This window comes from Rhodoferax sp. (genome assembly GCF_010365055.1).
Lineage (GTDB): Bacteria > Pseudomonadota > Gammaproteobacteria > Burkholderiales > Burkholderiaceae_C > Rhodoferax.
Genome location: NZ_JAAFHA010000009.1, coordinates 27,102 through 40,504, shown reverse-complemented (window position 1 = coordinate 40,504; position 13,403 = coordinate 27,102). Strand labels below are relative to the sequence as shown.

Annotated in this window: 14 protein-coding genes; 1 reads left to right on the top strand and 13 read right to left on the bottom strand. The window is 59.5% G+C overall.

Annotated elements, in window-relative coordinates; genetic code table 11:
• Nucleotides 1-12: 12 nt before the first annotated feature.
• The 8 genes from GZ093_RS04090 to GZ093_RS04055 form a co-directional block, all read right to left on the bottom strand.
• Nucleotides 13-594, bottom strand: a complete 582-nt coding sequence (locus tag GZ093_RS04090; RefSeq protein WP_296482473.1) for a rhodanese-like domain-containing protein — start codon at nt 592-594, stop codon at nt 13-15.
• Complete coding sequence (locus GZ093_RS04085) at nt 591-1,652, bottom strand: rhodanese-like domain-containing protein (RefSeq protein WP_296482470.1); 1,062 nt, start codon at nt 1,650-1,652, stop codon at nt 591-593. Before GZ093_RS04085 ends, GZ093_RS04090 begins: the two co-directional genes overlap by 4 nt.
• Before the next feature lie 90 nt (nt 1,653-1,742).
• A complete protein-coding gene (locus tag GZ093_RS04080) occupies nt 1,743-2,063 on the bottom strand; it encodes a hypothetical protein (protein ID WP_296482467.1) in 321 nt (106 codons plus the stop codon).
• Nucleotides 2,064-2,155: 92 nt separating this feature from the next.
• Entirely contained in the window at nt 2,156-3,937 is a 1,782-nt protein-coding gene (locus tag GZ093_RS04075) for a DUF3373 domain-containing protein (RefSeq protein ID WP_296482464.1), read from the bottom strand.
• A gap of 45 nt (nt 3,938-3,982) precedes the next feature.
• Nucleotides 3,983-4,609, bottom strand: coding sequence for a cytochrome b/b6 domain-containing protein (locus GZ093_RS04070; RefSeq protein WP_296482462.1), 627 nt, complete (start codon nt 4,607-4,609; stop codon nt 3,983-3,985).
• 14 nt (nt 4,610-4,623) lie between these two features.
• Entirely contained in the window at nt 4,624-6,264 is a 1,641-nt protein-coding gene (locus tag GZ093_RS04065) for a tetrathionate reductase family octaheme c-type cytochrome (protein ID WP_296482459.1), read from the bottom strand.
• A gap of 271 nt (nt 6,265-6,535) precedes the next feature.
• Nucleotides 6,536-6,880, bottom strand: coding sequence for a metalloregulator ArsR/SmtB family transcription factor (locus GZ093_RS04060; protein WP_296482457.1), 345 nt, complete (start codon nt 6,878-6,880; stop codon nt 6,536-6,538).
• Nucleotides 6,881-7,005: 125 nt separating this feature from the next.
• A complete protein-coding gene (locus tag GZ093_RS04055) occupies nt 7,006-7,653 on the bottom strand; it encodes a nitroreductase (RefSeq protein WP_296482454.1) in 648 nt (215 codons plus the stop codon).
• A gap of 144 nt (nt 7,654-7,797) precedes the next feature.
• On the opposite strand from GZ093_RS04055, the gene GZ093_RS04050 reads away from it, so the two are divergent.
• Nucleotides 7,798-8,328: a sigma-70 family RNA polymerase sigma factor gene (locus GZ093_RS04050; protein ID WP_296482451.1), complete on the top strand. Its 531-nt coding sequence runs from the start codon at nt 7,798-7,800 to the stop codon at nt 8,326-8,328.
• Nucleotides 8,329-8,344: 16 nt separating this feature from the next.
• Here GZ093_RS04050 and GZ093_RS04045 read toward each other — a convergent pair whose 3' ends face one another.
• The 5 genes from GZ093_RS04045 to GZ093_RS04025 all read right to left on the bottom strand — a co-directional run bounded on the left by GZ093_RS04045 (nt 8,345) and on the right by GZ093_RS04025 (nt 13,218).
• A complete protein-coding gene (locus GZ093_RS04045) occupies nt 8,345-9,136 on the bottom strand; it encodes an alkaline phosphatase family protein (protein WP_296482449.1) in 792 nt (263 codons plus the stop codon).
• Between the two features lie 81 nt (nt 9,137-9,217).
• Nucleotides 9,218-10,528 carry a hypothetical protein gene (locus GZ093_RS04040; protein ID WP_296482446.1) on the bottom strand — a complete coding sequence of 437 codons (1,311 nt, stop codon included), beginning with the start codon at nt 10,526-10,528 and terminating at the stop codon, nt 9,218-9,220.
• Entirely contained in the window at nt 10,525-11,295 is a 771-nt protein-coding gene (locus GZ093_RS04035; RefSeq protein ID WP_296482440.1) for an outer membrane lipoprotein-sorting protein, read from the bottom strand. The genes GZ093_RS04040 and GZ093_RS04035 overlap by 4 nt, the downstream gene beginning before the upstream one ends.
• Nucleotides 11,288-12,532 (bottom strand): FtsX-like permease family protein, encoded by a 1,245-nt coding sequence (locus GZ093_RS04030; RefSeq protein WP_296482439.1) that lies wholly within the window; start codon nt 12,530-12,532, stop codon nt 11,288-11,290. The genes GZ093_RS04035 and GZ093_RS04030 overlap by 8 nt, the downstream gene beginning before the upstream one ends.
• On the bottom strand, nt 12,529-13,218 hold the full coding sequence (locus tag GZ093_RS04025) for an ABC transporter ATP-binding protein (RefSeq protein WP_296482437.1): 690 nt from the start codon (nt 13,216-13,218) through the stop codon (nt 12,529-12,531). Before GZ093_RS04025 ends, GZ093_RS04030 begins: the two co-directional genes overlap by 4 nt.
• Between the last annotated feature and the right edge of the window lie 185 nt (nt 13,219-13,403).

Genomic DNA, 13,403 nt, shown 5'->3' with positions numbered 1-13,403 from the left:
GTGTTTTTGACATTACCGAGTCGTTGGGCGACTGCTCGAGGCGGTGGTCAGACCCAAGCCCTGCCAATCCATCATGCCGCCGCGATAGTACGAAATCTTGTTGACCGGAAAGCCCATGCGCACCAGGCTGGCAATGCCGGCAGGACTCTGAACGCACATCGGGCCATGGCAAAAGGCAACAATCTTGAACGCGCTTGTGCAATCCCATTGGTTTTTGCCGCGTTGCTGGCAACCCAGTTCAGCCATGCGGTCTTCAAGCTCGTTGTAGGGAATATGGTAGCTGTTGGGGATGGTGGGGCCCAAGGGCTCATCTTCGTCGCGCATGTCAATGACCATGGTCGACGGATCGTTGAGTGCGTGCAGAACGTCAATCTCGGTGACCGGTGTCACGCCCGGCTGCGGCACCAAGGGCTGGATAAAACCCTTGGTAACGCTACCCGCGCGTTTGGCTCGTGTGATCACAAGCGGCCCATCAGGGGTCTGAACCACGAACTCATGGCTCAGCTTGGTAATGCGCAGCGGCTGATTGTCTTCGGCCTGGGCGCAGAGACCCCAGGCCGCGCCCACCAGCGCCAAGACAATCAGTCGGCTCATTCCTTGATGGTGCAGAGCTCGCCCTTGCAGGCAATTTCAGCATCCAGGTACGACACATTGGCGTAGCCCTTGCGTCCGAGGATGTCAAAAGTTTTTTGGCTCTTCGCACCTGAGGCGCAACTTACAAACACCGGCACGTCCTTCGGTATCTTGGCGTAGTCCTTTTCCATCTCTTCAATCGGCAGGTTCACCGCGCCCTTGAAATGGCCGCGTGCAAAGTCTGCCGCCGGACGCACATCGAGGATGAACTTGCCCGCAGCGACGGCTTCTTCAAAGGCTTTGGGAGCGATCTGGCCTGGCCCGTAGACCGGTGCCCAGCTCAACGCGGTGAGCGCGGGCGCTGGGGCGAGCGCGCCTTTCCAGGCGCTCAAGGGGAGGTAAGCCAACCGGCGGAAATCACGTTCGCGCAGATTTTCCAGCGCGGCGTTCACCGCAGCAATGTCCCCGCGGTCAATCACGACCAAGGGCGCGTTCTTGGACAGTGCGCCCAGCGCCATCTCGCCTTTGTCACCCTGGAGATCACTGAGAGAGAGCTGAACCAGCTGGTTGGACGTCGTCACGATGCTGTCTTTGCCGGGAGCCGTGTCGATCAGCACCACGTTGCCCTTTTTGAGCAGAGCTTCTTCGGCCAGCAGAGGCTGCGCTTTTTGGCTCCAGCCCGGCACGCCATTGCGGTAAACCCAGGCATCAGCGTAACCCATCTTCCTGAAAATTGCAGCCGAGTCGACCGACAGTGTGCACTCTCGGCCTGCGCAGTAGAAAATGACTTTACCGGTTTTAGGAATGCCCAGTTTCTCGGCGCTTGCGGTATCTTTTTTTAACATGTCCAGCGGCAGGCTCACAGCCCCCGGGATGTGACCCCCGATGAATTTCCCGACGGGGCGACTGTCGACGAGCCAGACGCTTTTGCCAATCAGGCCGCCCTCGTAGTACGACACCATTTGCTCATTGGCAACTTCGTCGACTTCCATCTTCTGCTCTGACGCAGTGGCCGCCCAGGCCATTGAGGTCGAGAGCGCAGTTGCAACCAGTGCGGCTGCCAAAATCATAGGTTTCATGACGGAACTCCTTCAGTGTGAGATGAACGTTATCCCGGCATTACCACCCCATGCGGCCGGGCCGATTGACGATGGGGTGGCGGTGCTGGCTTAGCAGCCGGCTGTCTTCTTGAAGGACTTGGAGCTATTCTTGCCGTCCTTCTCAAAGCGGGCACGGATCTCGTCGCCTTCGACGATGCGCTTGTCCTTGAATTTATCCAAGGTCAGCTCGTCGGTGATGGTGATGGTAACGGGTGTGCCGGCCTTGGCGTCCTTGAGGATGGCCGTGGCTGATTTTCCGTCGGCAGCCAGCGTGATCTTGGTGATCGGACCGACCATCTTGCCTTCTTCGGCGGCAGCGCTGCCGACAAAGGCCAAGCTTGAAAGACCCAGGGCCACGGAAATAAGGGTTGCAGAAAGTTTGCTGTTCATTTGGGATACCTCTATTTAATGTATTAATAAATTACTAACAACTTATATATGAAGGCGTATTGGCTAAATACAAGTCATACAAGTCATACAGATCAGAATTTGACCTCGAAGGTGGCGTACAGGTTGGTGGCGTTTTCCAGTGGTGTCGTGGTCATCATCTGGCCGTTGACGTCACCGATTGCCACCGGGGCACCGACCCAGTTGTTGCTGCCAGTGTAGTCAAATTTGTAATATTGCACACCGAGGCGGAAGAATGCCTTGCTGAAGAAGGACGAGATCGGTTTTTGATCGAGTTCCTGAATAAAGTAGGCTTCATACACATCGCCGCGCGTGCCGGCCTTGGCGGTCCACATGTCGTCCGCAGCCGGCGCAAAGGTGATCCAGTTCTTGGAACCATGGTTGTACTCAAGGCCGAACTTGGAGTTCGATGGCAAGTCATAGCGCATGCCCAGCGCGATCGACGTGCCGGTCTTGCTGGTCGGTGCTTCGGGGTTGAAGAAGGAACCCGTCATCAAGCCCTGGAAGCCGAACTGCGCCGAGACGTTCTGGTTCGGATGGGTTTTGCTCACGCCCAGATCACCAAAGACATTGAGCTTGCCCGGGCCGATGTTCTTGAAGGTGCTCATGAAGCCGATGCCGAACCAGTCGATATCGCCCAGGTTGGTCTTGGCCACGGTGTCACCAAAGTAGGTGTTGCTCATGGCCGGCGCATCAAAGATGTTCATGCCACGGTTCCACTGCAACCAGACGCGCAGCGGGTCGGTGTCGATTGGAATAATCGCCACGCCGAGCATGTCGGTGTCTTTCAGCGAGTTGCCCTTGAAGTCGGTAAAGCCGGTCTCCAAACCGCGGCCGTAGCAGATCTTGGCGTAAGCGCCGGCAAAGCCGTCGATGTCGGGCGCGTAGCCGATGGTCATGCCGTCAAAGGCGTAGTCCACCAACATGGAAGGTGTGCCGCCGTTGCCCGGATTGGGCCGGTTGTCACGCAGATTGCTCGGAGCGCCGCCGGTGGACGGGCGCCGTCCGACCGACAACCAGATCGGCTCGTCGGCGATATTGCTCCAGGTGGCGTAAACGCGGTCGACATTGAGGTAGCTGCTGGAGGGTACATGCCCCAGCGTGCCGTCAAAAACACCCACGCGGTCGGCAAAGAAGGGTGCGCTGCCGGCATTGGTGATCGAGCCTTCATTTTGCGAGCCAAAGACCTTGTACATGTTCAGATGCGCGTTGACGCTGATGTCCTGCGTGGCCTTGGCCCCCAGGTCCAGACCGAAGCGGCTGCTGTAGAGGGCGGTGTTCTTGGGCTTGTAGGCGGGAATAGACGCTGCCCCAGCATGCCCGGCCAAAACCGGGTTAAACTCTAAAGAATTAGGATTCAACATGCCTCCAAGCATGGCATTCAATCCAGCCGCAGTTGGTACTGCCTGTTCATAGGTTGTCACGCCGTTAATCATCGCAGCAAGTTGGGGCATCATTGCTGCGGTTGCATTGGGCAAGCCACTGCTGCTGTATGGCGAACTTGCTAGGGAAAAGAATTTATTGACGTCCATAAAAGGCTTGCTCTCGCCTTGCAGGCTGTCGATGCGGAAACGGTAATCACCGCCCACGCTCAGCCACTTGCTCAGCGACTTGTCTTCAAGCTTGCCCAGTTGGCGCTTGAGCTCGGCCACTTCGGTCGCCTGGGGCTGGGCTTGGGGCTGCGCCTGGGCCGCTTTTTGCTCATTGGCAGTGACCTGACCCTTCAATGCCTGCAGCTCGCGCGACAGGTCATCGATCTTTTTCATCAAGTCGGCATCCGCCGCACTGGCCACCAGCGGCAGCCAAAGGGTGGCCAACAAGGTCACGAGCACTTTTTTCTTAAACGTCTTGTTCACGAGATTCTCCAGAAGGTTGCGAAAGTTGAATGCGGTTTGCCGGCGTTAGTGCCGTTTGCCTGGCGTTGGCTCTTCATCCGGGCCAAGATCCTCCCAGCCGGTGATCATGGCCTTGACCTGCGAGGTGAGGTTGTGGCCGGTGGTTGCCAGGTACAGGTGCGAGATCAGGAACGCCAGCATCAGGAAGGCGCCCAGCGTATGCACCGTGGCGACCCACTGCAGCTGCAGGCTGGTCAGGCCCCAAGCCGCCCAGCTCGAGTAGAACAGGTAGAGCCAGCCGGAGATCCAGATCATGGGGCTAAGCAGGGTCAGCACCGCCAGATAGGTCAGCCGTTGCAGCGGGTTGTGCTTGTTGCTCACGCTAGGGCGGAACGGATGCGGTTCATCCTTGAAAATGCCCGACGAATAGTAGTTGGCCACGGCCACGATGTTGTGTGTGGTCGGGATGTAATGGCGCCACTCGCCGCTGACGATGTGCCAGAAAATCGCAAAGATCCACAGACCCACAAGGGTCCAGGCGGCGATGGTGTGGTAGTCCACCGCTTTCCCGAAGCCAAAGATGGAATACGTGCCGTGCACCTCGAAGCCGGTCAGCAGCATGAAAATGATCAGTGCTGCCTGGCACCAGTGCCAGAAACGCTCAAAGGGTTTGAAGAGATAGACGCGTGACATGAAGGTTCTCCTGATTAACGATTGCGTTTGTTCGCGACGATGCGGATCAGGCCGTGGCCCAGCACACCGAGCAAGACCAGGGCGGCAACGAGCCAGCCACCGATTTCAAGCCAGCGGGCGTGATCACGAGTGCGACCTGGCATGTAGACGCCGTCGATCTTGTCGAGCCGGCCCTTGCTGGCATGGCATTCCACGCAGCCCAGCGCTTTTTCCTTGGGCGCCACCATGTGGGTGGTGGGCCACATGCTCTGGGTTTCGATGAAGTCGACCTTGCCAGAGAACTTGACGCCGCCTTTGGTCATGCCTTCGGTGACCGCCTTCTCCCAATTCAGGTTTTTCCAGTAAGCAGTGTCGTCATTGCCCGCGAGGTGGGTGATAACCAGCGTCTTGTTGACCGGGTCATACTGCTGCTTGCCGGTGAACAACTTGATCGGCCAGATCATCGACTTGCCATCGGTGGCGCTACCTTCATAGTTGTTGATCTTGATGGGCTGGTCGGCCTTTTCAAGCTTGTCGGTAATCAAGGTGTACTTGTTGACGCCGTTCATCCAGATGTACTCGGGCGTGACGTTTTCGGCCCACTTGAAGTCACCCTTGATCGTCATGTAGGTGTCGTAGTCGTTTTCGTCGCGCAGGGTCTGGAACTTGCCGTCCGGGCCGAGTTTGCCGGCCGTGGACCAGTCCCAGCTCATCTTGGTCGGGACGCCGCCACGGGCAAAGGCCGGAATGTGGCAAGTCTGGCAGGCGATCTTGGCCGTGTGCTCGTTGAGCTTGACGACTTTGTGCGGTGCTTGTCCGTGGCATTCCTGGCAAGTGACGGCCTTCGTTTTGTCGGCCTCGCCGCGGATATGGGCGGGACCTTTGTCCTTGGCGGTGGGCGCGTAGCGGCTGCCCGACACGTCGTGACCGTCGGTCTTGTGGCAGGTGGTGCAGCTGAAGTTCAGGCCCTCGGCGTCCATGTGCACGTCGAGCTCTTTGCTGGGCATGCTCAGCGAACTGTCGAGGTCACCGTGCTTGACGCCATCACCGCCGCCGCCCTTGAAGTGGCAGCCGCCGCAGGTGTCGCGCGTGGTCTTGCCGACCTTCTGGGCAATTTCCTTGAGATTGGTACCACGAACGATCTTGCCCGAGCCGGGCGGGTATTCCGTGTCCTTGGCCACCGGTGCGCCGCCAAAACCACCGGGTTTGGTGTATTTTTGCGTGTTGTCGTGGCAGACCAGGCAGTCGACATTGACCTCGGAGCTAAAGTCAAACTTGTCGTCGACCATGCCCATGCCGATATGGCAGCTGGCACAGGCGGCTTCATTGGTACGAACGGAGGTGCAGAAGTTGTTGACGACGTTTTTCTTGCCCAACAGCTGACCGGTTGCGGGGTCTTTGTATTCCCACTTCCAGTGCGTCGTCTTGTGGATCTGCTTGGACGCCTCGGTGTGGCAGCTCAAGCAGGCCTTGGTAACCGCTTGGCCGGAGGCAAAGTCCTGATCCAGCACCTGAAATTTGCTGTGGTCGGCAGTGGTGTTCGTCCAACCCTGGGCGTGATCCCCTGGTAAGGCGATTTTCGGCGCCGCTTCAGTGGCCGCCGGCGCTGCCGCAGGCGCTGCCGCAGTAAAAAAGATGGCTGCTATGGCTGCAACCAGTAGATATCGACTACGCATCAAGAACTCCTACTTTACAAGCGGTAGTGCCCAGCCGCGACGGCGAACTGGCAACACTATAGGGTTAATACTAGTGATTAAGCCTGCGTAAAGTTCTGATGTAGATCAATGTATCGGTATGTGCTTATGGAGGCTCGCACCTATTCGCGGAATCGGCTATCTGTTAGCAACAATGAAATGCGTAAATCAAAAAAAATGAAGTGACTCGATTGCGCCAGCAGACAGGTGGTGGCCTGCATGCAACCGCTTGACGGCTATTGGGCGATACCGATCAGGCCGGCTTGAAGTGACCCTCAATCTCGATCTTGGTGCAGACCGCGCGGCAGAGCGCCGGTATCCGCTCATCGGTGATGCGGTAATAGATTTGCACACCGTCACGGCGTTTGCCGAGCACCCCGTTTTTATACAGCGTGTTCAGGTGTTGCGACATATTGGGCTGGGTGGTGCCGATTTTGCTGAGCAGGTAACTCACGTTCTTCTCGCCGTCGCACAGACAGCTGATGATCTTCAGGCGCATCGGTGCCGACATGACCCGAAACAACTCGGCGGCCAGCTCAAACACCTCGTCGGGTCGATCGAGATCGGAGGGAATGGCATGTTCTTCAGGTATTGTCATGGGTGCGCGGAAAGGGTGGTCTCTTCGTTCTATTCATTCGAATATACGCTGATTGTGCAATAGCGCCCCCCGCAATAACCCCATTGCGCGCCCCGAAAGCACACGGGGCACCAATGCCAGGCGCCTTACAAGCTGGTCACAAAGTCAGTTGGATCCGGACGGAGGCGCGGCGCTTTGCGTTTGGACGCCGTGCCCACGTTGATGAAACACACCGCTTCTTCGCCCGTCTGCAGTTGAAACAGGCTGCGCATATGCGGTGAAGACATGGCCTGCCCGCTCGTCAGACCGGCACCAAACGCCATGCTGTGGGCGCTGAGCAACATGTTTTGCACAGCGCAGCCCACCGAGACCATGCGCTCCAACATCGGAATATCGGGGTCACGCGGACCCAGGCACGCCACAACCAGCGCCAGCCACGGGGCACGATGCGCTTTTTCGCGCGCCGACTCGATTTGTTCGGTGGTGGCGCTGGCGTCGCGATCCAGCAACGCCTGTGCAAACACTTCAGCCAGCTCAGCGCGTTTGCCGGCCGGCACCAACACAAAGCGCCACGGCCGCAACTGGCCATGGTCGGGCGCGGCAGCGGCGGCACGAAACAATTGCTCGATTTGTGCCGCCGACGGGCCGGGCTCGCTCAGGCGCCGGGGCAGGATATTTTGCCGGGAGCTGATCAGCGCTTCGACGAAAATGGCTTCCTGGCTCGGGCTTGCAGCAGCAACATCTGAATGTCGAGCCAGAGACTCCGCGCCACGAGGCATGGGCAGCTCACTCATTATTTGATACCTCGTAAGACCGTGAACGTGACAATTACCTGTTTGATTTTAAGTTCGCAACATTTGAACGACGAAATGAGAAACCACGCCCAAGGCGTATTCCGAAGTCTGCCCATTGGCAGGCTAACCCAGACCTAAACTGCCATGAACTGCCTGACCACCGCCTGGACTGCCTTTGAGCCTGAGTTGCGCGGCTGGCTGCGCCGGCGCGTCGGCAATGCGGCGCTGGCGGACGACTTGCTGCAAGACCTGTTTTTGAAGGCGCTGCGCCAGGGTGAGCGCTTTTGCGCGGTCGAGAACGCGCGGGCCTGGCTGTTCGAGGTGGCGCGCAACACGCTGGCGGACCATTTGCGGGTTGCGCGCCCCATGGTGGAATTGCCCGACGATCTGGTCGCACCCGTTGAGGACGCCGACACGGTGGACACGCTCACCGCCTGCCTGCCGCGCGTGCTCAGCGAGTTGAGCGCGGACGACCGCGAAGCCATCACGTTGTGCGACCTGCAAGGCATGGCACAAGCCGACTTTGCCAAAGCCAAAGGCTTGAGCTTGAGCGCGGCCAAATCCCGGGTGCAACGCGCCCGGCTGCGTCTGCGCACGCAAATGAGCCTGGTCTGCCAGGTGCAGGTGGATGACGGCGGCCACGTCAGCGACTTTGTACCGCGTCTGCCGATCTGAGCTCGTCATCGGTCTTTCAATGTTCGGCAGGCCCGGCCCCGAGCAGGCTTTGCACCAGGCGCTTGACATCAGTAATGCGGAAGACGCCTGGAGCAAGCGCAGGAAGAGTCTGGTCAGCCGCCATGATCAGCGGTAGCTTGAAGTCCTCCAGATGACTGGTGCCGTGCTGGCGCTCATGGCCGGCGTGGTCGCTCGTCACCACGACCAGGTAACGGCCGCGTTGGGCAACGTCGCCCAGCAGCGGCGCCAACGTCCGGTCGATATACGTCAGCTCGTCCAGATAGCCTGCAGATAGCCAGCCGGAGTCGGCTCCGGCGTCTTCGAGCCCGCTGATGTGAAGAAAGACGAAACGTCTGCCAGGCTGTCTGAAAAAAGCGCGTGCCCGGTCAATGCCGTCATCCCGAGCGAGCGCATGTTCGTCCACCGCCGCGCTGATCAGGTAACCCAATTTTGGTTTGGCATAAAAATAGGCCGTCTGAAAGCCGCGCTGTTTGGCCACGTCCAGCAGCGTTTCCCGTGCCACCTGCGGCAGGCCCGGCTTCCAGTCGTTGTCTTGCTTGCCGCTTTGCGCGGGCGCGAGGCCGGTCAACATAGCGGTGTGCGCGATCAGGGTCTGCGGCGGCGTGACGCTTTGGCCCTGCAAGGTGTAGCGCCCCGAGCGCATCAGGCGGTGCAGTGTGGGTGAGGCCTGCTCGCTCAGCGCGGCCGGATGCAGGGCGTCAATCGAGACCATGAGCACAGTCTCGACCTCGCGGGCCAAGGCGGAGCCGGCCAGCAACCCACAAAAAAATAAAAGCCAAATCTTCATCGCTTTCATACCTCACAGAAAAGTGTTCCGGCTCGCGCCTTTGCCGACACTACGTGACCATCGGCGACGGCTTTCAGTGGCTCAAAAAAAGTAACGTGCATAAACCTCCAGGCGCTGGCTGGAGGCCTTTTCATGGAACTCGGTTTGCGCCTGCCCCGCCAGCAGCATGAGCCGCGCGCGCAGCTCCCAGTTGGAAAAGCCGGTGTAGCTCAACTCGGGCGTGATCTGATAGCTATGGTCATTCAAATTGACCATGGTGGTAACCGAGGCCGCGCCGTAGACCCAGTTGAAGGGCTCGCTGACGCTGGCTTTCAGGTACAAATAGTCCCGCCCGGGGTTGGGCCTGCCGTAACCAGACTGGGCCACGCTGCGTGCCTTGTTGGCCAGCGCCGCCGATGCGCCGGGGTTCAGGGCCAGGTCCAGAAACTGGTAGTAGGCATCGAGCTCCTGTGCGCTGTAACCCGCGCCGTTGCGGTAGTACTCGGCGATCCAGGTCACCTCAGCTTGGGTCAGGTAACGCAGACCCAGCAGGTACGAGTCCACGTCCACCCGCTCGCTGCTGCTGATGCCATTGGCGCTCACGGTGGTGCGCGTCGCGTCCAGGGTGCGGGCCCATTCGCCGTGAATCTCCAGCGCCGGGCTCAGGTTGCGTGAAAAGTCCACGCCAAAGCTCGCGGGCCGCGCGCCCTGGCCGCGCCACATCAGGTCAATGTCGGTGTCCCACGCCAGCAGATACAGCTTGGCGGCAGGGTTCAGGTCCCGACTTTGGCCAAAATCGCTGTTCATGCTGCCATCGGTTGGCACCACCAAGCCCATCAAACTGACGGTGCTGACCGGCCCGCTCAGGCTTTTGGTCCATTCGCCACTGGCCATCACAAAGCCCTCGCGCGAGGCTTGCGGGTCGTTGGCATCTTTGGGCCGCTCCACCATCGCCACCGGGCTCCAGGCGTAACCCTTGCCCCAGCGCTGCACGCGTTTGCCCGCATCAACCGTCAAACCAGGGCCGGCGCTCCAGCGCAGGCCACCTTCCATCACACTGGGCTTGCGGGTGCTGCTCACCAGCGCATCGTCGGCCTGGCTGGCCTGCGCGCGCGCATCGAGCACAAAGTCGCCCAGATTCAACTTGCCACTGAGCTCCAGAGTCGTGGTGCTGCGCAGCAAGTCATCGCGCCCAGGCTCACCCGGGTACGCCAGTTTGAAGGCCGGGCTGCCTGCACGCAGCTTGAGCCCTTCTTCTTTTAGCTCGACGTAGCCCGAGAACTCAAAGGTTTTTTTGTCGAATTCAGAGGCATCAAAGCTGAATTCTTCAGCGCTGACGAACGGGCTCCAGGACAGCACCCCAAGACTCAGCGCCGCCAGTGCAACACGCCCTTGGCCGAGGGTGACATTCACTTGCGCAGCTCCTCCAGCCGGGGCATAAAGCCCTGCGTGAATACTTCATCGGCAAAGTCGCGCTTCTTCAGGCCCGAATACAGCATGACCGACTTGTAGCCCTTGTACAGCGGGCTGTCGGTCTCAATGGTGGCCGGGCGCTTGATGCCAGCGCCAAAGTCCTTGATGTCTTTGAAATGCAGGGTTTTGAGCAGCATGCCGCTGCTGGCATAGGCCTCTATGTCGACGGGCAGGATGAGTTTCTTGTCCACGGTCATCGTCAGCTTGTCATAGGCGACCTCACCGGTTTTCGCCTTCAGGTGCAGGGTGTAAGTCTTTTCCGACTCGTCGACCGAGGCCACGTCGTATTCCTGCGCGTAGTCCAGGCGCATGATGTCGGCGTTGTTGAACACGCCGCCCGTGATCGACTGCAAGCTGGTGATGCGTATCGGCTTGCCCACGCTGGGCAGGTACATCCACATGTTGTCGCCCTGGCGCAAGGTGCTGCGGCCCTTGTCGCTAGCCGGCTGCAGGAACACACTGGCGGTCTGGTCCTTGCCTTTTTTCACAGAGAACAGCACAAATTCCTTCTTGTTGCCGTTGGGCTCGATGTTGATCAACTTGCGGTACGACTCATAAGACTCGGGCTCCAGGTTGCGGTCGAGTTTTTTGAGAATGGCAACGCCATCGACGGCAAAGGCCAACAAGGGGGCGCACAGCGCAGACAGGGCGATCAGTTTGAGGAATTTCACGGTGGCTTTCTCGCTAATTTCTAGAGGTTCAGACATGGCGCAGTGCATCAATCGGGTCCATGCGGGCCGCGCGCCAGGCCGGCTGCAAACTGGCCAGGCCCGACACCAGCACCGCCAGGCCCAGCACCCCCAGCACCTCCACCGTGGCCAGCATCGGGCGCAGCGTGATTTGCTCGCGGCCAAAGTTGAAGACGATCGGGTAGAGGTTGAGCAATGCCACCACGGCGTAACTCAAGGCGACACCCGCTGCCGCACCGGCCAGGCCCAGCAGCAGACCCTCGCTCAGAAAAATTGCCATCAGCTTGCGCGGCTGGGTGCCGATGGCGGCGAGCGTGCCGATCTCGCGGATACGCTCATAAACGGCCATCAGCATCACGTTCATCACACTCACCAGCACAATGGCCACCAGCATGATGCGGATGAAAAAGGTCATCATGTCGATCATTTTCACAATGTTCGCAAAGGGCGACAGTTCAGCCCAGGTGTGCAGCTCGGTGGCAGCTTTGTCTTCCTTGTTGCGGATGGCATCAAGCGCGGTCGCCAGGCGTTTTTGCGCTGCAGAGAGCTGGTCGATATTTTTCAGCCGCACCGCCACTTCCATCACCTCGTCTTTGTCCATGCGCAGCAACTCGCGCGCATCCTTGATGTCGATGTAGCCGTCACGCCCGCCCGGGCCGGTGACACCCTCCAGAATGCCACCGACGATGAAGGTCTTGCCATTGACCGAGCCTGAGGCATTGGTGGCCACCAGTACCACCGAGTCACCGAGTTTGACCTTCATGCCGCGCGCCAGCAGCGCCGGCACCAGCACTTTGCCGGGCGCCACCAGTGGGCCGGTCTTGTCGCCTTCGCTGATGCGCTGGCGCAGCGCGGGCACAGCCAAGTCTTCAGCTGCAGCGTCAACGCCGTTCAAGCGGATGCTGCTGTTCTCGGTGAAATTGCTGAACATGGCGCCGAGCTTGACGCGCTTGGAATAGGCCGCCACGGCCGGGTCGGCCTTGAGCGCGTCTTCGATCAGCCCGACGGCGCGCGGCTGCAGGCTCATGGTCAGCGGCAGGTTGTCCATGGACGCGGTATAGCCTTTGCGGTGAATCTGCAAATGCCCGAGCATGCTGTCGGTGATCGAGCCCACCATGGTTTGCTTGAAGGAGCCAGCGGCGGCCACAAACAGCAAGAGCGCCACCACCCCCAGCGTGATGAGCAAGGCGGTGAGCAGGGTGCGGCGGCGATAGCGCAGCAAATTGCGCATGGCCAATTTCAGGGTCGAGCTCATGCGGCAACTCCTTGCGGGTTCAGGCGACCATCTTCAAGCGTGAAGATCTGCTCGGCCTCCTGCATGATCTTGGGGTCGTGGGTGGAAAAGATGAAGCTGGTGCCAAAGTCGTTGCGCATGGCTTTCATCAGGTTGAGCACGCGGTAAGCGGTGTCATGGTCCAGGTTGGCGGTGGGCTCGTCGGCCAGCACCAGCTTGGGCTCGCCCACCAGCGCCCGCGCCACCGCCACGCGCTGCTTCTGCCCGCCCGAGAGTTGATCCGGCCGCTTGTTCGCTTGTTCGGTCATGCCCACGGCAGCAATCATCTTGTTGACCTGTTCGCGCCGCTTGTCCTGCGACCAGCCGCGCACCATCAAGAGCGGGTACTCGATGTTTTCATAGACGCTGAGCACCGGCACCAGGTTGAAGTCCTGAAACACAAAGCCCAGGTGCTCACCGCGAAAGGTGGCGGCGGCGCTGCGCGAGAGTGTGCTGATGTCGGTGCCGTGTACCAGCAAAGTGCCGCTGCTGGGGTGGTCCAGGCAACCAATCAGGTTGAGCAGGGTGGACTTGCCACTGCCGGAAGGGCCGACAAAGGCAGCAAAAGCGCCCTCGCCGATTTCAAAGCTGATGCCCTTGAGTGCGGGCACCTCCTGGTCACCGACCCGGTAATTCTTGCTGATGTTCTGGGCCTGTATCAAGGGCATTTTTCTCTCCATTGGATGGCGCGGGTGCAGCCCGTTGTTGTTACTGAACTGGAAGACGCGTTCTTGGTTAAAAAGACGCAGCGCTGCTGGCTTTGCCTGCGCTTCTTCGCACCATTTGAGCGCGACCCGGTCAGTTTTGTGTTGAGCAAAAGCACTGTTTTGCATCGCCACGTTGCAGGGCGGCC

Excerpts from the sequence above, each read along its gene's own strand:
- GZ093_RS04090 (WP_296482473.1), bottom strand. The coding sequence starts at position 594 with ATGAGCCGACTGATTGTCTTGGCGCTGGTGGGCGCGGCCTGGGGTCTC.
- GZ093_RS04085 (WP_296482470.1), bottom strand. The coding sequence starts at position 1,652 with ATGAAACCTATGATTTTGGCAGCCGCACTGGTTGCAACTGCGCTCTCG.
- GZ093_RS04080 (WP_296482467.1), bottom strand. The coding sequence starts at position 2,063 with ATGAACAGCAAACTTTCTGCAACCCTTATTTCCGTGGCCCTGGGTCTT.
- GZ093_RS04070 (WP_296482462.1), bottom strand. The coding sequence starts at position 4,609 with ATGTCACGCGTCTATCTCTTCAAACCCTTTGAGCGTTTCTGGCACTGG.
- GZ093_RS04065 (WP_296482459.1), bottom strand. The coding sequence starts at position 6,264 with ATGCGTAGTCGATATCTACTGGTTGCAGCCATAGCAGCCATCTTTTTT.
- GZ093_RS04060 (WP_296482457.1), bottom strand. The coding sequence starts at position 6,880 with ATGACAATACCTGAAGAACATGCCATTCCCTCCGATCTCGATCGACCC.
- GZ093_RS04055 (WP_296482454.1), bottom strand. The coding sequence starts at position 7,653 with ATGAGTGAGCTGCCCATGCCTCGTGGCGCGGAGTCTCTGGCTCGACAT.
- GZ093_RS04050 (WP_296482451.1), top strand. The coding sequence starts at position 7,798 with ATGAACTGCCTGACCACCGCCTGGACTGCCTTTGAGCCTGAGTTGCGC.
- GZ093_RS04045 (WP_296482449.1), bottom strand. The coding sequence starts at position 9,136 with ATGAAGATTTGGCTTTTATTTTTTTGTGGGTTGCTGGCCGGCTCCGCC.
- GZ093_RS04035 (WP_296482440.1), bottom strand. The coding sequence starts at position 11,295 with ATGTCTGAACCTCTAGAAATTAGCGAGAAAGCCACCGTGAAATTCCTC.
- GZ093_RS04030 (WP_296482439.1), bottom strand. The coding sequence starts at position 12,532 with ATGAGCTCGACCCTGAAATTGGCCATGCGCAATTTGCTGCGCTATCGC.
- GZ093_RS04025 (WP_296482437.1), bottom strand. The coding sequence starts at position 13,218 with ATGCCCTTGATACAGGCCCAGAACATCAGCAAGAATTACCGGGTCGGT.